Genomic DNA, 18,029 nt, shown 5'->3' with positions numbered 1-18,029 from the left:
TTCTCAATTTCTCTCTTGCGGCGGCAGCGCGGGCGTCCATTCGTCGCCGAACAGCTCCGGCTCGGCAAAGACTTCGAGGTTGGCCCAGTGATGGTCGAAGTCCTCGCGGTAGAACAGGCTGGCGATGCCGCTGGCCAGCCGTTTCGCACCGTCGCTGATGGCCGGGATGTCGCCCGACACCGTGCCGTGCGACAGCGCCGCCGGGTAGCAGAAGCAGTGGATGCGCCCGAGCCCCGGGCATTCGCCGGGCGCGCGCTCCTTGAATTCGAAGGCCGGGCCGAGGTCGGGCGAGTCGTCCAGCTCCTGGTCTTCGTCGCCGGGGGCGGGCTGAAAGCGATCCTTCCAGGTGCGCACATGGGCGGCAATGCCGTCGAACTCGGGGCGGTTGGGCCAGTCGACCTTGAAGCCGGTCGAGACGATCAGGAAGTCGAATTCGAAGTCGCCCTTGGGCGTCGACACGCGCATCGCCTCGCCCTTCGGCTCGATGGCCAGCACCGGGCAGCCGAAGTTGAAGAAGGCATTGGGATGGCGCGACACCCGCAGCGTGCTGCCATGCGGCGGCGGCACGTTCAGTACGTTGATGTAGTGGCGGATGCGCCACTTGAGCTCGTCCGGCAGGTCGTAGTGCCCCTGCGTGAGCCCGGGCACACCCGCGCCCTTGCCCTTGTTGACGCGCGGCAGGTCGGTACGGCGGATCAGCAGCTCGACGCTGTGGGCGCCGGCTTCCAGCGCGGTGGCCGCGCTGTCCATGGCCGAGGAGCCCGCGCCGATCACGCCCACGCGCAGGCCCTTGAGCCGGCCGTAGTCCATCTCGTCGGAGGAATGGGCCCACTTCGAGCGCGGCAGGGCGTTCACGAAGGCGGGAACGGCCGGGCCGCCGAGGCCGTCGCGCCCGGTGGCCAGGACGAGGCGGCGCGCCAGCACGCTGCTTTCGCCTCCGGGCGTGCGCAACGCGAGGCGCACGCCGGTCGCATCGGGCAGGGGCTGGATAGCGGTCACGGCCGTGTCGTTGCGCACGTCCACGCCCATCACGCGGCGGTACCAGACGAGGTAGTCCATCCACTGCAGGCGCGGGATCTTGTCCATCGCGGTCCAGGCTTCCAGCCCGAACTGGGCCTCGAACCATGCGCGGAAGGTGAGCGCGGGCAGCCCCAGCGCGGGACCGGTGAGCTCCTTGGGCGAGCGCAGCGTCTCCATGCGGGCCGTGGTGGCCCAGGGGCCCTCGCTGCCGGCGGGCGAGCGGTCGAAGATCACGGCGCGCACGCCCAGCTGCGCCAGCGCGACCGAGGCGGCCAGGCCGGCCTGGCCGCCGCCGACGATGGCCACGTCGAGCATGGGCTCGCCGCCGGCCTGCCGCGCGGGCATCCACTGGCGGGCGGGCCAGCCGAGGTATTCGAGGTCCTGGGCAAGCCGCGCCTCGAGCGCGGCCAGGGAAGAGGAGGAAGCGGGATCGGAAGTCGTCATCTTGAAAAGCGGGAACGGCGCCCAGTGTAGAAAGAAAGCTTCACGGACCTTCGCACCGTGCGCCGCTGCCCCGCATGACCGTATCACTGGCCCGGATTTCGCATGCCACAATGATTTCAGACCACAGGGACCGGCATGGGCAGCAAAACCGACGGCAGCAACAGCGAATGGTGGCGCGGCGCGGTGATCTACCAGATCTACCCGCGCAGCTTCATGGACAGCGACGGCGACGGCATCGGCGACCTGCCGGGCATCACGTCCCGGCTCGAACACGTGGCCGGCCTCGGCGTCGACGCCATCTGGGTCTCCCCCTTCTTCCGCTCGCCGATGAAGGACTTCGGCTACGACGTGGCCGACTACCGCGCGGTCGACCCGATCTTCGGCACGCTGGCCGACTTCGACGCCATGCTGGCGCGGATGCATGAACTGGGCCTGAAGCTCATCATCGACCAGGTGCTCTCGCACACCTCCGACCAGCACGCCTGGTTCGCCGAAAGCCGGTCTTCGCGCGACAACCCCAAGGCCGACTGGTACGTGTGGGCCGACCCCAAGCCCGACGGCACACCGCCGACCAACTGGCTCTCGGTGTTCGGCGGCTCGGCCTGGCAGTGGGACTCGCGCCGGCGCCAGTACTACCTGCACAGCTTCCTCGCCGAGCAGCCCGACCTCAACTTCCACAACCCCGAGGTGCAGGCCGCGCTGCTGGACGAGGTGCGCTTCTGGTGCGAGCGCGGCGTGGACGGCTTCCGCTTCGACGCCTGCAACCACCAGTTCCACGACGCGCTGCTGCGCGACAACCCGCCGGCCACGCTGGCCTCCATCGGCGAGGTCAGCACGGTGCGCGCCGACAACCCGTACGCGATGCAGCAGCACCTGTACGACAAGAGCCAGCCCGAGAACCTGGTTTTCCTCGAAAGCCTGCGCCGGCTGCTGGACGACTACGGCGCGGTGGCGCTGGGCGAGGTCGGCGATGAAAACGCGCCGCCGGTCATGGCCCGGTACACCGAGCGCGACAAGCGCCTGCACCTGGCCTACAGCTTCAGCCTGCTGACGGCCGACCACAGCCCCGCGCACCTGCGCCACCAGGTCGAGGCGCTCGACGACGCGCTCGCGCAAACGGGCGGCTGGGGCTGCTGGGCGGTGTCGAACCACGACGTGCCGCGCGTCGCCACGCGCTGGAGCGACGGCGGCGTGCCCGACACGCGCCGCGACCGGCTCTGGCTCGCGCTGCTGCTGTCCCTGCGCGGCAGCGCCAGCATCTACCAGGGCGAGGAACTGGGCCTGCCCGAGGCAGAGGTGCCCTTCGAACTGCTGCAGGACCCGTACGGCCGCGCCTTCTGGCCCGAGTTCAAGGGCCGCGACGGCTGCCGCACGCCCATGCCCTGGACCCCCGAGGCACCCAACGGCGGCTTCAGCACCGGCACGCCCTGGCTGCCGGTGTACGGCCCGCACCTGCCGCTGGCCGTCGAACGGCAGGCCGCCGACCCCGGCTCGATGCTGGCCTTCAGCCGCGCGCTGCTGCACTGGCGGCGTACCCAGCCGCTGCTGCGCACCGGCGGCATCCGCTTCATCGATGCGCCGGAGCCCCTGCTGCACTTCGAGCGCGGTGACGGCCTCCATTCGCTGCAGGCCGTCTTCAACCTCGGTGGCGAGCCGGTGTCGATGCCGCTGCCCGACGGGTTGATGCCTCTGGTCGGACAGCCGCTCGCGCCGACCGCCGTCATCCAGGACTCAGACGAAAGGCGCATGCTGGTGCTTGCGCCGTACGGCGTCTTCTTCGGCACGCCCGCCGCGGAAGAAGGACGAAGCTGACCACCATGTCATCGAAGACCAAGCCGCTGCCCGAAGCCGATATCCACGCGCTGATGCGCGCCGAGCACGGCGATCCGTTCGCGGTGCTGGGCCCGCACGAGACGGCCGAGGGCCTGGTGGTGCGCGCGCTGCTGCCCGGCGCGCAGCACGTGGCCGTGGTGCATTCGCGCACCGGCTGGCCGCTTTCCATCCTCTCGCGCCATCCCGAGTCGGACCTGTTCAGCGGACTGGTGCCGGCGGCCGAAGCCCGCATGGGCTATTCGTTCCAGGTCGACTGGGACACGCACACTTCGCGGCTCGAAGACCCTTACCGCTTTCCGTTCGTGCTCGGCGAGACCGACGTGTGGCTGCTGGCCGAGGGCACGCACCTGCGGCCGTGGGAGCGCCTGGGCGCGCACCTGCGCGAGATGGACGGCGTGAAGGGCGTGGCCTTCGCGGTGTGGGCGCCGAACGCGAAGCGCGTGTCGGTGGTGGGCAGCTTCAACAACTGGGACGGCCGGCGCCACATGATGCGGCTGCGCCGCGAGTGCGGCGTGTGGGAGATCTTCGCGCCGCACGTGTCCGTGGGCGACAGCTACGAGTTCGAGATTTTGTCGGCGCAGGGCGAGGTGCTGCGCAAGGCCGACCCCTTCGCCTTCTCGGCGCAGCTGCGCCCCGACACCGCCTGCGTGGTGCAGCCCCTGCCCGCGCCGGTGAAGATGCCCGAGGGCCGCGCCGCCGCGAACGGGCGCGACGCGCCCATCAGCATCTACGAGGTGCACCTGGGCTCGTGGCGCCGCAAGAACGGCCACGAATGGCTGGACTACCGCGAGCTGGCCGACACGCTGGTGCCTTATGCGCGCGACATGGGCTTCACGCACATCGAGCTGCTGCCCGTCAGCGAGCACCCCTTCGACGGCTCGTGGGGCTACCAGCCCATCGGCCTCTATGCGCCGACCTCGCGCTTCGGCACGCCGGGCGACTTCCGGCACTTCGTCGAGGCCGCGCACGCGGCGGGGCTGGGCGTGATCCTCGACTGGGTACCTGCGCACTTCCCCACCGATTCGCACGGCCTCGGCCGCTTCGACGGCACCGCGCTGTACGAGTACGCCGATCCGCGCGAGGGCTTCCACAACGACTGGCAGACGCTGATCTTCAACTATGCGCGCACGGAGGTGCGCAACTACCTCGTCGGCAATGCGCTGTACTGGCTGGAACGCTACGGCGTGGACGGCCTGCGCGTGGACGCTGTGGCGTCGATGCTGTACCGCGACTACAGCCGCAAGTCCGGCGAGTGGGTGCCCAACGCGCTCGGCGGGCGCGAGAACCTGGAGGCCATCGAATTCCTGCGCCGCATGAACCGCGTGGTGGGCGTCGAGCGGCCCGGCGCGATGACGGTCGCCGAGGAATCGACCAGCTTTCCCGGCGTGACCCGGCCGCCCGAGGACGGCGGGCTGGGCTTCCACTACAAGTGGAACATGGGCTGGATGAACGACACGCTGGCATACGCCGGCACCGATCCGGTCTACCGCAAGCACCATCACCGGCAGATCACCTTCGGGCTGATGTATGCGCACAGCGAGAACTTCGTGCTGCCGCTGTCGCATGACGAGGTGGTGCATGGCAAGGGATCGATGATCGGGCGCATGCCCGGTGACGAGTGGCAGAAGTTCGCCGGCTTGCGCAATCTGTATGGGTACCTCTGGGCCTATCCGGGGAAGAAGCTGCTGTTCATGGGCGGGGAGTTCGCGCAGTACGCGGAGTGGAATGCCGATCGGAGTCTGGATTGGCATCTGCTGGAGCACGCGGCGCATCAGGGGGTGCGGAGGCTGGTGCGGGATCTGAACAACGTTTATCGGCACTTTCCTGCGCTGCATGAGCTGGACCATGAGGCTCAAGGGTTCGAGTGGATCGTGCATGACGATTCGGATCAGTCGGTGTTTGCTTTTGTGCGGCGGGCGCGGGATGGGGCGTTTGTTGTCGTGGTTTGCAACTTCACGCCTGTGCCTCGGCATGGGTATCGACTGGGGGTTCCTTCTAGCGGGTCCTACCGGGAGGTCATCAATACGGATGGGGTTGTCTATGGGGGGAGTGGTGTGGGGAATGGGGTTGTCGAGAGTTCGCCTGTGGCTTGGCATGGAAAGACGGACTCCTTGTCTATTAGCGTGCCGCCGCTGGGGACCTTGATGTGGGTGCTGGTTTGATCTTTGAGGTTGTTTGCTTCCCGAGGCCGGGTCTCGGCCCGGCGGCCGACTCACTTTCTTTTGCTTCGCCAAAAGAAAGTAGGCAAAGAAAAGGCGACCCCACTGTCTGCGCCCCTTCGCTTCGCTACGGGCAACCTGCGGTGCTCGCGTTTCGCGGGGTCTCGCAGAACTCGCTTCGCTCAAACAGCTGCGAGCCCTGATCCGCGAAACGCTGCGCTCCTCGGCGCAGCCAGAGGGGAGGGGAGACGAACGGGCCATCGCGTTGCTCGGCCTTTGAACAGCCCACACTGGCCTTCGCTTCGCTCGGCCCCGAATCTCAATCCAATCCTGTCCAGCACCTCATTCCAAGCACGGCAGGCGCGAAGCGCCTGCCGTGCCTTGGAGGCCGAGCAACGCGATGGCCCGTTCGTCTCCCCTCCCCTCTGGCTGCGCCGAGGAGCGCAGCGTTTCGCGGATCAGGGCTCGCAGCTGTCTGAGCGAAGCGAGTTCTGCGAGACCCCGCGAAACGCGAGCACCGCAGGTTGCCCCGTAGCGAAGCGAAGGGGTCGCAGACAGTGGGGTCGCCTTTTCTTTGCTTACTTTCTTTTGGCGAAGCAAAAGAAAGTGAGTCGGCCGCCGGGCCGAGACCCGGCCCCGGGAAGCAAACTCCATGAGGAGCCCACAACAATGCTGAGCCCAGGCAACCCCTACCCCCTAGGCGCAACCCCCTCCCCCCAAGGCATCAACTTCGCAATAGCAGCCCCCATAGCAGAAGCAGTAGACCTCTGCATCTTCGACACCACAGGCAAGAACGAACAACAACGCCTCAGCCTGAAAGAACAATCAGACGGCATCTGGCACGGCCACCTCCCAAGCGGCAAACCAGGCCTCGTCTACGGCTACCGAGTCCACGGCCCCTGGAACCCCAAGGCAGGCCAGCGCTTCAACCCATCGAAGCTGCTCCTCGACCCATACGCCCGCGAGATCGTAGGCACCTACGACGGCAGCGACCTCTTCCTGGGCCACGACCCGGCGAACCCAGAAAAAAGAGACACCCGAGACAACGCAGCCATCGCCCTCAAAGCCCGGGTAGCGCCGGCACCGACCGAGCATGGACCTGCAGGCCACGCCCGCATCCCCTCAGGCGACCGCGTCCTCTACGAACTCCACGTCAAGGGCCAGACAAAACTCCACCCCGCCGTCCCCGCAGCCCTCAGAGGCACCTACGCCGGCCTCGCCGAACCCGCGGTACTCGACCACCTCCAGCGCATGGGCATCACCACCCTGAGCCTCATGCCCGTGCAGCACCGCGCCGACGAGCCGCGCCTCCTGCGCATGGGCCTGAGCAACTACTGGGGCTACAACACCATCGGCTGGTTCGCGCCCGAAGCCCGCTACTGGAGCGGCCGCCCCGGCACCACGCCCGCCGGCGAGTTCCGCGCGATGGCCGACGCGATCCACGCGCGCGGCATGGAGCTGGTGATCGACGTGGTCTACAACCACAGCGCCGAGAGCGACGAGCTCGGCCCCACGCTTTCGATGCGCGGCATCGACAACGCGCTCTACTACCACCTGCGCGCCGACGACCGCGCGCTCTACGAGAACTGGGCCGGCACCGGCAACTGCCTGAACCTCGGCGAGCCCCGCGTGCTGCAGCTCGTGATGGACAGCCTGCGCTTCTGGGCCTGCGAGATGGGCGTCGACGGTTTCCGCTTCGATCTCGCGCCCGTGCTCGGCCGCGCCGACGCGCAACGCGGGTTCGATGCGCGCGCGCCCTTCTTCGCCGCCATCGCGCAAGACCCCGTGCTCTCGCGCACGCTGCTCATCGCCGAGCCCTGGGACATCGGCCCCGGCGGCTACCGGCTCGGCGGGTTCCCGCCCGGCTGGCTCGAGTGGAACGACCGCTACCGCGACACGCAGCGCGGCTTCTGGCTGCGGCAGGACCATGACGACAGGGCGAAGCTCGGCGACTTCGCCCATCGCTTCGCCGCCTCCAGCGCCCAGTTCGCGCACCACGGCCGCGCGCCGACGGCCAGCGTCAACTTCATCACCGCGCACGACGGCTTCACGCTGCGCGACCTGGTGAGCTACGGCGAGCGCCACAACCTCGCCAACGGCGAGGGCAACCGCGACGGCCACGCCCACAACATGAGCAACAACTGCGGCGTCGAGGGCCCGAGCGACGACCCCGCCGTGCTCGCCCTGCGCACCCGCCTGCGGCGCGCGCTGCTCGCCACGCTGATGCTGTCGCAGGGCACGCCCATGCTGCTGGCCGGCGACGAGATCGGCCACGGCCAGCAGGGCAACAACAACGCCTACTGCCAGGACAACGAGACCACCTGGCTCGCGTGGATCGGCACGTCGGCGCCCGGCAGCGACGCGGCGCGCATGAGCGCCTTCGTGGCCCGTCTCGCCGCGCTGCGCCGCGAGGCCCCCGCCCTGCGCAGCACGCGCTGGTGGCCGGCGGAAGAGCCGTCAAGGGAGGCTCCGCGGGGAGCGCCGGGCATCCGCTGGCTGCGCCCCGACGGCGAGCCGATGACGCCCGCCGAATGGAGCTCGGGCACGGCCCTTGCAATCCTCTTCAGCCGTGACTTTCCTCACGACACCGCGGACGGCGGCGCATGGCTGGTGATGGTGAACGCGGGCCCCGAGACCGTGTCGTTCACGCTGCCGGCGGGCGCGTGGCGCCTATGCCTGTCCACCGATCCCGACAGCGATCCGGACAACGCACAGGGCCGGGCGCTGACCGGCGCGCTGCAGGTGCCTTTCTCGAGCATCGGGATTGCAAGAACGTAGGAGCCAGGCGTACGGCGCGGTGCTAGTCTCGATGCAGAAACTCTGACGGCGGATTCCGGCAAGCGAACAAACCAACGAACGGAGACTCAGGATGGACAACCCAACACCGCAAGCGCAGCTACCGCAACAGCAGGAGCTGCAGGCCCATCAACTGGTCCGCCGCACCATCGCACTGGTGCTGGCCGGCGGACGCGGCTCCCGCCTCAAGCAGCTGACCGACCGGCGCGCCAAGCCGGCCGTGTACTTCGGCGGCAAGTTCCGCATCATCGACTTCGCGCTGTCCAACTGCCTGAACTCGGGCATCAGGCGCATGGCGGTGGTCACGCAGTACAAGTCGCACTCGCTCATGCGCCACCTGCAGCGCGGCTGGAGCTTCCTGCGCGCCGAGCTCAACGAGATGGTCGACGTGCTTCCCGCCCAGCAGCGCGTGGGCGACGAGCACTGGTACCGCGGCACGGCCGACGCGGTGTTCCAGAACCTGGACATCATCCAGACCCGCTCCACCAGGCACGACTACGTGGTGGTGCTGGCCGGCGACCACATCTACAAGATGGACTACTCGCTGATGGTGAAGGACCATGCCGAGCGCGGCCTGGGCTGCACGGTCGGCTGCATCGAGGTGCCGCGCATGGAGGCCACGGCCTTCGGCGTGATGGCCGTGGACGACGGCCGCCAGATCACCGACTTCCTCGAGAAGCCCGCCGATCCGCCCGCCATGCCCGGCAGGCCCGACACGGCGCTGGCGAGCATGGGCATCTACGTGTTCGATTCCGAGTACCTCTACCAGCTGCTCGAGGAAGACAACGCCAACCCCGATTCGAGCCACGACTTCGGCAAGGACATCATCCCCCGCGCCGTGGCCCAGGGCCGCGCGCTGGCCCATCCCTTCGGCATGTCCTGCGTGACGCGGGCCTCGCGCGGGCCGGAGGCCAAGACCTACTGGCGCGACGTGGGCACGATTGATGCATTCTGGGCAGCCAACCTCGACCTGGCCTCCATCACCCCGGAGCTCGACATCTATGACACGGACTGGCCCATCTGGACCTACCAGCGGCAGCTGCCGCCGGCCAAGTTCGTGCTCGACCGCAACGGGCACCACGGCATGACGGTCAACACCATCGTCTCCGGCGGCTGCATCGTCTCGGGCTCCAAGGTCAGCAGCTCGGTGCTGTTCTCGGGCGTGCGCGTGCATTCCTTCTGCGAGATCAACGAGGCCGTGCTGCTGCCCGACGTGGAAGTCGGCCGCGGCGCCAGGCTGAACCGCGTGGTGATCGACCGCGCCTGCGTCATACCCGAGGACATGGTGATCGGCGAAGATGCCGAGGCGGACGCCGCTCGCTTCGAGCGCACCGAGAACGGCGTGGTGCTGGTCACCCGCGAGATGCTCAAACGACTGGCCTCGGCCTGATCCACCAACGATGCGAATCCTCCAGGTCAGCGCCGAACTCTTCCCCCTCCTCAAGACCGGCGGCCTGGCAGACATCGCCGGCGCCCTGCCCCTGGCGCTCATCGCCGAAGGGCAGGACGCGCGCGTGCTGCTGCCGGGCTTCCCCGCCATCGTGGCCGGCGTGCGCGACCTGGCGCCCGTGGCCGCCTTCGATGCGCCCTGGGGCGAAGGCTTCGGGCTGCGCCTCGGGCACATCGACATCGACGGCACGCCCGGCATCCCGGCCTACGTGATCGACGCGCCGGCGCTCTACGGCCGGCCCGGCAACCCCTACGAGGACATCTCGCGCCAGCCCTACGGCGACAACCACCGCCGCTTCGCGCTGCTCGGCTGGGCGGCGGCGCAGCTGGCGCAGGGGCTCGATCCGCAGTGGCAGCCCGAGGTGGTGCACGCGCACGACTGGCACGCCGCGCTCGCGCCGGCCTACCTGCACTTCGCGCGGCAGGCCGGCGGCCCGCGCGTGGGCAGCGTCTTCACCGTGCACAACCTGGCCTACCAGGGCATCTTCGCGCCCTGGCACTTTGCGGAGCTCGGCCTGCCCGGCCCGGCGTTCCAGATGAACGGCCTCGAATACCACGGCCAGATCTCGTTCATGAAGGGCGGCCTGTACTTCGCCGACCGGCTCACCACCGTGAGCCCGACCTACGCGCTGGAGATCCAGACGCCCGAGCAGGGCTGCGGGCTCGACGGCCTGCTGCGCCAGCGCAGCGCGGTGCTCAGCGGCATCCTCAACGCGGTCGACGACAAGGTCTGGAACCCCGCCACCGACGCCGCTCTGATCCAGGGCTATCACACGCCCGAAGGCCGGCACATGGCCGGCAAGGCGCGCTGCAAGTCGGTGCTGCAGCACCAGCTGGGGCTGGCCGAGCGGCCCGATGCGCCGCTCTTCATCGTCGTGAGCCGGCTCACCGAGCAGAAGGGCCTGCACCTGGTGCTCGGCGGGCTCGACGCGCTGCTGGCCCAGGGCGGGCAGCTCGCGCTGCTGGGCAGTGGCGAGGCCTGGCTGGAGGAAGCCTTCCGCCAGCGCGCGGCGGCCGCGCCGCAGTCGGTGGCCGTGACCATCGGCTACAACGAGACGCTGGCCCACCAGCTCTTCGGCGCGGGCGACGTGACCCTGGTGCCCTCGCTCTTCGAACCCTGCGGCCTCACGCAGATGTACGGCCTGAAGTACGGCGCCCTGCCGCTGGTACGCCGCGTCGGCGGGCTGGCCGACACGGTGGTCGACAGCTCGCTGGAAGACCTGGCCAGCGGCGAGGCCACCGGCTTCGTGTTCGACCGCTTCGAAGTGGCCGACTACGAGCGCGCCGTGCGCCGCGCCTTCGCCCTGCACGAGCGCGCGCCCGACTGGCGCCGCGTGCGCGGCAACGCCATGCGGCGGCCGGCCGACTGGGCCACGGCGGCGGCGCAGTACATCGACGTCTACCGTCAAGCCATCCAGCAATAGATAGATAACCCGGGAGCGTTCCCATGACGATCAAGGACTTCGCCTACGACCACCCCGACCGCGACGTCGCGGCCTTCAAGCGCGCCGTGGCCAACAAGCTGATCTACGCGGTCGGCAAGGACCCGGTCGCGGCCAGCCAGGACGACTGGCTCAACGCCACTTCGCAGGCGGTGCGCGACCAGCTGGTCGAGCGCTGGATGATGACCACGCGCGCCAACTACGCGCAGGACTTGAAGCGCGTCTACTACCTGTCGATGGAGTTCCTGATCGGGCGCACCTTCACCAACGCGCTGCTGGCGGTGGACCTGTACGACACCGTGCGCGAGGCGCTGGCCGACTTCGGCGTGGACATGGCGGCGCTGTCCGAACGCGAGCCCGACGCGGCGCTGGGCAACGGCGGCCTGGGGCGGCTGGCGGCCTGCTTCCTCGACTCGATGGCCACGCTGGGCGTGCCGGGCATGGGCTACGGCATCCGCTACGAATACGGCATGTTCCGCCAGCGTATCGTCGACGGCCAGCAGGTGGAGACACCCGACTACTGGCTCACGCGCGGCAACCCGTGGGAGTTCCAGCGGCCCGAGGTGAACTACCGCGTGCGCTTCGGCGGCCACGTGCAGAAGCGCGAGGGCGCCGGCGCAGTATCGGGCGCGGCCGACTGGGTCGACACGCACGACGTGCTGGCGGTGGCCTACGACACCATCATCCCGGGCTACGGCACGCAGGCCACCAACACGCTGCGGCTGTGGTCGGCGCGCGCCACCGAGGAGATCGACCTCTCGGCCTTCAACCGCGGCAACTACATGCAGGCGGTGGAGAGCAAGAACCACTCGGAGAACGTCTCCCGCGTGCTCTACCCCGACGACTCCACGCCCTCGGGCCGCGAGCTGCGGCTGCACCAGGAGTACTTCTTCTGCAGCGCGAGCGTGCAGGACCTGCTGCGCCGTTACCTGCGCAACCACAAGACCTTCGACCAGCTGTCGGAGAAGGTCAGCATCCACCTGAACGACACGCACCCCGTGCTGGCGGTGCCCGAGCTCATGCGGCTGCTGCTCGACGAGCACGGCCTCTCCTGGGACGTGGCCTGGGCGCACACGCAGAAGGTGTTCAGCTACACCAACCACACGCTGATGCACGAGGCGCTGGAGACCTGGCCGGTGGAGATGCTGGGGCGCATCCTGCCGCGGCACCTGCAGATCATCTACGACATCAACGCGAAGTTCCTTGCCGCCGTGACGCAGAAGGTGGGCAACGACGTGGAGCTGATGCGCCGCCTTTCGCTGGTCGACGAGGCCGGCGAGCGGCGCGTGCGCATGGCCTACGTGGCGGTGCTCGCGAGCCATTCGGTCAACGGCGTGTCGGGGCTGCACTCGGAGCTGATGAAGCAGTCGATCTTCTCGGACTTCGCGAAGATCTTTCCCGAGCGCTTCAACAACAAGACCAACGGCGTCACGCCGCGCCGCTGGCTGGCGCAGGCCAACCCGCCGCTGGCGGCGCTGCTCGACCAGCGCATCGGCAAGGGCTGGCGGCGCGACCTGTCGCAGCTGGAGGCGCTCAGGCCCATGGCCGCGCAGCCTGCCTTCGTGCGCGCGTTCCGTCACGCCAAGCGCGAGAACAAGCTGCGGCTGGCCAACTGGGTCGAGCAGCACCTGAAGATCGACATCGACACCGACGCGCTGTTCGACGTGCAGGTCAAACGCATCCACGAATACAAGCGGCAGCTGCTCAACGTGCTGCACGTGGTGACGCGCTACCACCGCATCCTCGACGCGCAGGCCGCGGGTACGCCGATCGACATGGTGCCGCGCGTGGTGGTGTTCGCGGGCAAGGCGGCGTCGGCCTATGCGATGGCCAAGCTGGTCATCAGGCTCATCAACGACGTGGCGAGCACCATCAACGCCGACGCGCGCGTGGGCAAGCTGCTGAAGGTGGTGTTTTTGCCGAACTACAGCGTGAGCCTGGCCGAGGTCATCATGCCGGCGGCCGACCTCTCGGAGCAGATCTCCACGGCGGGCACGGAAGCCTCGGGCACCGGCAACATGAAGTTCGCGCTCAACGGCGCGCTCACCATCGGCACGCTGGACGGCGCGAACGTGGAAATGCGCGAGAGCGTGGGGCCCGAGAACATCTTCATCTTCGGCAACACCACGCCCGAGGTGGCCGACATCCGCGCGCGGGGCTACCAGCCGCGCGAGATCTACGAGGAGAACGCCGAGCTCAAGCGCGTGCTCGACGCGATCCGCGACGGAGAGTTCTCACCCGGCGAGCCGTCGCGCTACCAGGGCATCTACGACGCACTGGTGAACTGGGGCGACCACTACCTGCTGCTGGCCGACTACGCGAGCTACGTGGCGAAGCAGGCCGAGGTCGATGCGCTGTACCGCGACTCGGACGCGTGGACGCGCACGGCGATCCTCAACGTGGCGGGGATGGGGGTGTTCTCGTCGGACCGCACGATTGCGCAGTATGCGCACGAGATCTGGCACACCAAGCCGGTAGTACTTGGCTAACCCCCAGGCTTGCCCACTTCGTGTGGCCGCCCACCCCCTTGCAGGGGGCGACACCTGCGGCCCGGCAAAGCCGGTTCCGCGGTGTCCACGAAAAAAGAGTCAGATCAGCGAGGTGGCTTCTGCGGCGCAGCCTCCGCCTCGGTCACGAAACCGATGCGGCTGAGCCCTGCCTTGTTCGCGATGCCCATCAGCGCGACCACCCTGCCGTAGGGCACGGTCTGGTCGGCGCGCAGCTGCACCTCGGTGTCCTTGCTGTCGGCGGCGGCCTTTTCGAGTTGCTGCGCCAGTTCCTCGTCGGTCACGGCCTTGTCGTTGAGGAAGACCTTGCCCGATGCGTCGACCGACAGGCTCACGAACTTGGGCGCGTCGTTGGGCTGGCCGGCGTCGGTCTGCGGCAGGTCGAGCTTGATCGAGCTGGCCATCAGCGGCGCGGTGATGATGAAGATCACCAGCAGCACCAGCATCACGTCGACCAGTGGCGTGACGTTGATGTCGGACAGCGGCCGCTGCGCGCCCGCGCCCATGGCGCGACCGCCGCCGCCGGTGGCGCTGCCCAGTGATGTGCGACCGAAGGCCATGGCTGCGGCTCTTGCTGTCTGCGTGCTCTCAGACCGGCATCGGCCGCGCGGGCGGCGGCGCGACGGGCGCGGCCGGGGCGCCGAAGCTGCCCAGCAGGTCGTGCGCGAAGCCTTCGAGCTCGGCTTCGATGCGGCCGATGACGCGCCCGAAGACGTTGTAGGCCAGCACGGCCGGAATGGCCACGGCCAGGCCGAAGGCCGTCATGATGAGCGCCTCGCCGACCGGGCCCGCCACCTTGTCGATGGTGAAGCCGCCGGTCTGGCCGGCAATGCCCGTCAGCGCGCCGTAGATGCCCCAGACCGTGCCCAGCAGCCCGACGAAGGGCGCGGTGGCGCCGACCGTGGCCAGCAGGATCTGCCCCGCCTGCAGCCGGCGCAGCGCGCCGTGCAGGGCGTCGCGCAGCACGCGCGTGAGCCGCTGGTTGCGGTCGACCGTGGCGCCCAGCGTGCCTGCCGCTTCGCCGGCGGTCACATTCCGGATGGCCGACACGGCGGGCGACACCAGCGTCGCGCGGTCGAAGGCCCTGAGTTTCTGCTCGGCGTCGGCCAGCGTGGACGACTGCCAGAACGCCGCGATGCTGCGCAGCACGTCGCGCGTGCCGCCGCGCAGCAGCCACGCCTTCCAGAGGATGATGACCCAGCTCGCGATCGACATCGCGAGCAGCAGCGCGGCCACCGAACGGCTGACGCCGTCACCGTGGGCCAGCAGTTCGAGCACGCTCATCGGCGGTCCTTCCGGGCTGCGCGGTCAGCGCAGGCCGAGCACGTCGTACATGTCGAACAGGCCCGAGCGCTGCCCGGCCAGGAAGCGCACCGCGCGCAGGCTGCCCTGGGCGTAGGTGACGCGGCTCGACGACTTGTGGGTGATCTCGATGCGCTCGCCGGTGCCGGCGAACAGCACGGTGTGGTCGCCCACGATGTCGCCGCCGCGGATGGCCGAGAAGCCGATGGTGGACGGGTCGCGCTCGCCGGTGATGCCCTCGCGGGCGTAGACGGCGCAGTCCTTGAGGTCGCGGCCCAGCGCGTCGGCGATGACCTCGCCCATCTTGAGCGCGGTGCCCGAGGGCGCGTCGACCTTGTGGCGGTGGTGCGCCTCGATGATCTCGATGTCGTAGCCGGTCGCCATGGCCTTGGCCGCCATCTCGAGCAGCTTGAAGGTGACGTTGACGCCCACGCTCATGTTGGGGGCCATCATGATCGCGATGTCTTTCGCGATCTCGGCGATCTCGGCCTTCTGGGCGTCGCTGAAGCCGGTGGTGCCGATGACGGCCTGCACGCCCAGTTCGCGGCAGACCGCGAGATGCGCGAGCGTGCCCTCGGGGCGGGTGAAGTCGATGAGCACCTGCGCGTCCTTCAGGCCGGCGCGCAGGTCGGACACGATGGACACGCCGCTGTCGAAGCCCAGGAAGGCGCCGGCATCGGCGCCGAGGGCCGGGCTGCCGGCGATGTCGAGGGCGCCGGCCAGGCGCAGGTCGGGCGCGTTGCGCACGGCCTCGATCAGCATGTGGCCCATGCGGCCCGATGCCCCGGCGATGGCGACACGGCGCGGCGCGGAGGCGGAATTGCTGGTGGGAGTGGAGGTGGATTCGGTCACGCTGGTTCAGTCTTCGGGAATTTCGAAACGGCCAATGGCATGCATGGACACGGAACGGACGCCGCCCGACTGGCGGGCGCCGCCCGCAGCCGCCGATGCTCCTGCGCGCTCAGCGCGCGGCTTCGAGCGGGGGGTAGGCGGCCGGCAGCGGCGGCAGGGAAGCCGACGACGAGCCCTTGGAGGCATCGGCCTTCTTCTCGTCGTCCTTGGAGGCGTATTTCTTGAGCTCGTCTTCCGAGGCCTCGAGCGCGGGCACCTTGCCGGATTTCTTGCGGGTGTCGAGCGTGGCGACGAATTCTTCCTCGCTGGGCATCTCGTCGCCCTGGAAGCGGTCCATGATCTCGCCGTTGAAGAACACGGTCAGGCGGCGTTCCTGCGGGTCGACGCCCTGGCGGCGGATGGTGAAGACGTAGTCCCAGCGGTTGGCGTGGAAAACGTCGTTCAGCAGCGAGGTACCGAGGATTTCACGCACCTGCTGGCGGGACATGCCCGGCTTGAGCGCCGCGACCTGTTCCTTCGACACGAAATTGCCCTGAACCACCTCGACTTTGTAGGGGGTTACGGCGGCCAGCGCGCCACGCGTGCGCTCGGTGAAACCACTGCAGGCACCGAGGCCGAGCGTTGCCGCGACGGCGACAGCCAGCAGCCAGGGCCGGCGTTGGAAGTTGGCAGGCATGGGAGGAAAAGGGGGTAGCGATATGATCGGCCATTGTAGCGGCTGGCCTTTTCGGGGCCTTTAGCCGCAGCCCTCCGGGGCGCAGGAACCAACATGGCCAACATCGACGAACTGAAGAATACCGGCCTCAAGGCCACCCTCCCGCGCCTGAAGATCCTGGAGATCTTCCAGACCGGCAGCCAGCGGCACATGACGGCGGAAGACGTGTTCCGCGTGCTGCTCAACGAACATTCCGACATCGGCCTGGCTACGGTCTACCGGGTGCTCACCCAGTTCGAGCAGGCCGGCATCCTGGAGCGCAGCCACTTCGAGAGCGGCAAGGCGGTCTACGAGCTGAACGAAGGCACCCACCACGACCACCTGGTGTGCACCTCCTGCGGCAAGGTCGAGGAGTTCTACGACGCCGAGATCGAGCGCCGCCAGCAGATGGTCGCCAAGGACAAGGGCTGGATCCTGCAGGACCACGCCATGTCGCTCTACGGTCTTTGCGGAGACTGCGCCAAGAAGCGCTGATACGAAGCAGGAAAGCGGGAAAAGGAAACGCGGCCCGGCGGCGGCCGCCGGAACCGATCAATCCCCGTCGCGGGAGTTTTCCATCGCCTTGTGGTGCCGGGCCACGAAGTCGGCGTACGTGTCGATGCCGCGCAGCTGCAGGATCGAATTGCGCACCGCCGCTTCCACCAGCACGGCGATGTTGCGTCCGGCAACCACCTGGATGATGACCTTGCGCACCGGGATGCCCAGCACGTCCTGGGTGAGCGGCGCCGAGGGCATGCGCTCGTAGTCGCGCTCGAAGCTGTCGCGCCGCACGAGGTGCACGATGAGCTTCAGCCGCATCTTCCGGCGCACCGCCGTCTCGCCGAAGATCGCGCGGATGTCCAGCAGGCCGATGCCGCGCACCTCGAGCAGGTTCAGCAGCAGGTCGGGGCAGCGCCCCTCGATGGTGTTCTGGTTGATGCGGTAGAGATCGACCGCGTCGTCGGCCACGAGGCCGTTGCCGCGCGAGATCAGCTCCAGCCCCAGCTCGCTCTTGCCCAGGCCCGACTCGCCCGTGATCATCACGCCCATGCCCAGGATGTCCATGAACACGCCGTGCATCGAGGTGCGCTCGGCGAAGTGCTTGGACAGGTAGGCGCGCAGCAGGTCGATCACGAAGGCCGACGACTCGCGCGTGGCGAAGAGCGGCAGCTGCGCGCGCTCGCAGATCGACAGCAGCTCGTCGGGCGCGGCCTGGCCGTCGGCCAGCACCAGCATCGGCGGCTCCAGCGTGACGATGCGGGCGATGCGCCGCGCGCAGTCTTCCTCGCTGCCGCGCGTGAGGTAGGCCACCTCGCGGGCGCCGAGGATCTGCACGCGGTACGGGTGGATGTAGTTGAGGTAGCCGACGAGGTCCGCGGCCGACTGGGCCCGGCTGATGACCTCGGGATCGAACTGGCGCTCCGAGGCGCCCAGCCCCGCGAGCCATTCCCACCGGAGCGAGCCACGGAACTCCTCGAACATGGCATCGGCGCTGATGACTGTCGGCTTCATGCGTTCAGGAGACGGCGCG

13 protein-coding genes are annotated in these 18,029 nt (G+C 68.7%); 7 read left to right on the top strand and 6 right to left on the bottom strand.

The window, feature by feature from the left end:
* Positions 1 to 3: 3 nt before the first annotated feature.
* Complete coding sequence (locus tag ABL840_RS03300) at positions 4 to 1,464, bottom strand: NAD(P)-binding domain-containing protein (protein WP_093301551.1); 1,461 nt, start codon at positions 1,462 to 1,464, stop codon at positions 4 to 6.
* A 135-nt stretch (positions 1,465 to 1,599) separates the two neighbouring features.
* Here ABL840_RS03300 and ABL840_RS03295 point away from each other — a divergent pair, with 135 nt between their 5' ends.
* The 6 genes from ABL840_RS03295 (at position 1,600) to ABL840_RS03270 (ending at position 13,632) form a co-directional block, all read left to right on the top strand.
* The gene (locus ABL840_RS03295; RefSeq protein WP_093301549.1) at positions 1,600 to 3,276 is read left to right on the top strand and encodes an alpha-amylase family glycosyl hydrolase; all 1,677 of its coding nucleotides are present in this window, start codon (positions 1,600 to 1,602) and stop codon (positions 3,274 to 3,276) included.
* A gap of 5 nt (positions 3,277 to 3,281) precedes the next feature.
* Positions 3,282 to 5,459, top strand: a complete 2,178-nt coding sequence (gene glgB, locus ABL840_RS03290) for a 1,4-alpha-glucan branching protein GlgB (protein WP_093301548.1) — start codon at positions 3,282 to 3,284, stop codon at positions 5,457 to 5,459.
* Between the two features lie 666 nt (positions 5,460 to 6,125).
* Positions 6,126 to 8,234 carry a glycogen debranching protein GlgX gene (glgX, locus tag ABL840_RS03285; protein ID WP_093301546.1) on the top strand — a complete coding sequence of 703 codons (2,109 nt, stop codon included), beginning with the start codon at positions 6,126 to 6,128 and terminating at the stop codon, positions 8,232 to 8,234.
* Positions 8,235 to 8,325: 91 nt separating this feature from the next.
* Entirely contained in the window at positions 8,326 to 9,642 is a 1,317-nt protein-coding gene (glgC, locus tag ABL840_RS03280) for a glucose-1-phosphate adenylyltransferase (RefSeq protein ID WP_093203785.1), read from the top strand.
* A gap of 10 nt (positions 9,643 to 9,652) precedes the next feature.
* Positions 9,653 to 11,125 (top strand): glycogen synthase GlgA, encoded by a 1,473-nt coding sequence (gene glgA / locus ABL840_RS03275; RefSeq protein ID WP_093203782.1) that lies wholly within the window; start codon positions 9,653 to 9,655, stop codon positions 11,123 to 11,125.
* A gap of 23 nt (positions 11,126 to 11,148) precedes the next feature.
* Positions 11,149 to 13,632: a glycogen/starch/alpha-glucan phosphorylase gene (locus ABL840_RS03270; protein ID WP_093301545.1), complete on the top strand. Its 2,484-nt coding sequence runs from the start codon at positions 11,149 to 11,151 to the stop codon at positions 13,630 to 13,632.
* 104 nt (positions 13,633 to 13,736) lie between these two features.
* On the opposite strand, the gene ABL840_RS03265 is transcribed toward ABL840_RS03270, so the two are convergent.
* The 4 genes from ABL840_RS03265 to ABL840_RS03250 all read right to left on the bottom strand — a co-directional run bounded on the left by ABL840_RS03265 (position 13,737) and on the right by ABL840_RS03250 (position 16,480).
* Positions 13,737 to 14,210, bottom strand: coding sequence for an ExbD/TolR family protein (locus tag ABL840_RS03265; protein WP_093301543.1), 474 nt, complete (start codon positions 14,208 to 14,210; stop codon positions 13,737 to 13,739).
* Positions 14,211 to 14,238: 28 nt separating this feature from the next.
* Positions 14,239 to 14,934, bottom strand: a complete 696-nt coding sequence (locus tag ABL840_RS03260; RefSeq protein ID WP_093301542.1) for a MotA/TolQ/ExbB proton channel family protein — start codon at positions 14,932 to 14,934, stop codon at positions 14,239 to 14,241.
* A gap of 24 nt (positions 14,935 to 14,958) precedes the next feature.
* Positions 14,959 to 15,804: a 4-hydroxy-tetrahydrodipicolinate reductase gene (gene dapB, locus ABL840_RS03255; RefSeq protein ID WP_093301540.1), complete on the bottom strand. Its 846-nt coding sequence runs from the start codon at positions 15,802 to 15,804 to the stop codon at positions 14,959 to 14,961.
* Positions 15,805 to 15,913: 109 nt separating this feature from the next.
* Complete coding sequence (locus tag ABL840_RS03250; protein WP_093301539.1) at positions 15,914 to 16,480, bottom strand: outer membrane protein assembly factor BamE; 567 nt, start codon at positions 16,478 to 16,480, stop codon at positions 15,914 to 15,916.
* A gap of 93 nt (positions 16,481 to 16,573) precedes the next feature.
* Between ABL840_RS03250 and fur the strand changes: the two genes are divergently transcribed.
* On the top strand, positions 16,574 to 16,993 hold the full coding sequence (gene fur / locus ABL840_RS03245; protein ID WP_093203766.1) for a ferric iron uptake transcriptional regulator: 420 nt from the start codon (positions 16,574 to 16,576) through the stop codon (positions 16,991 to 16,993).
* 57 nt (positions 16,994 to 17,050) lie between these two features.
* On the opposite strand, the gene hprK is transcribed toward fur, so the two are convergent.
* On the bottom strand, positions 17,051 to 18,010 hold the full coding sequence (gene hprK, locus ABL840_RS03240) for an HPr(Ser) kinase/phosphatase (RefSeq protein WP_093203763.1): 960 nt from the start codon (positions 18,008 to 18,010) through the stop codon (positions 17,051 to 17,053).
* Positions 18,011 to 18,029 lie beyond the last annotated feature (19 nt).

Source organism: Variovorax sp. NFACC27 (genome assembly GCF_048301545.1).
Classification (GTDB): Bacteria; Pseudomonadota; Gammaproteobacteria; order Burkholderiales; family Burkholderiaceae_C; genus Variovorax; species Variovorax gossypii.
Note: the sequence above shows the minus strand (reverse complement) of the source record. Positions and strands in the feature narration are given on the sequence as shown.

Bases quoted from the DNA above. Each gene is read 5' to 3' on its own strand.
- ABL840_RS03300 (WP_093301551.1), bottom strand. From the start codon at position 1,464: ATGACGACTTCCGATCCCGCTTCCTCCTCTTCCCTGGCCGCGCTCGAG.
- ABL840_RS03295 (WP_093301549.1), top strand. From the start codon at position 1,600: ATGGGCAGCAAAACCGACGGCAGCAACAGCGAATGGTGGCGCGGCGCG.
- glgB (WP_093301548.1), top strand. From the start codon at position 3,282: ATGTCATCGAAGACCAAGCCGCTGCCCGAAGCCGATATCCACGCGCTG.
- glgX (WP_093301546.1), top strand. From the start codon at position 6,126: ATGCTGAGCCCAGGCAACCCCTACCCCCTAGGCGCAACCCCCTCCCCC.
- glgC (WP_093203785.1), top strand. From the start codon at position 8,326: ATGGACAACCCAACACCGCAAGCGCAGCTACCGCAACAGCAGGAGCTG.
- glgA (WP_093203782.1), top strand. From the start codon at position 9,653: ATGCGAATCCTCCAGGTCAGCGCCGAACTCTTCCCCCTCCTCAAGACC.
- ABL840_RS03270 (WP_093301545.1), top strand. From the start codon at position 11,149: ATGACGATCAAGGACTTCGCCTACGACCACCCCGACCGCGACGTCGCG.
- ABL840_RS03265 (WP_093301543.1), bottom strand. From the start codon at position 14,210: ATGGCCTTCGGTCGCACATCACTGGGCAGCGCCACCGGCGGCGGCGGT.
- ABL840_RS03260 (WP_093301542.1), bottom strand. From the start codon at position 14,934: ATGAGCGTGCTCGAACTGCTGGCCCACGGTGACGGCGTCAGCCGTTCG.
- ABL840_RS03250 (WP_093301539.1), bottom strand. From the start codon at position 16,480: ATGCCTGCCAACTTCCAACGCCGGCCCTGGCTGCTGGCTGTCGCCGTC.
- fur (WP_093203766.1), top strand. From the start codon at position 16,574: ATGGCCAACATCGACGAACTGAAGAATACCGGCCTCAAGGCCACCCTC.
- hprK (WP_093203763.1), bottom strand. From the start codon at position 18,010: ATGAAGCCGACAGTCATCAGCGCCGATGCCATGTTCGAGGAGTTCCGT.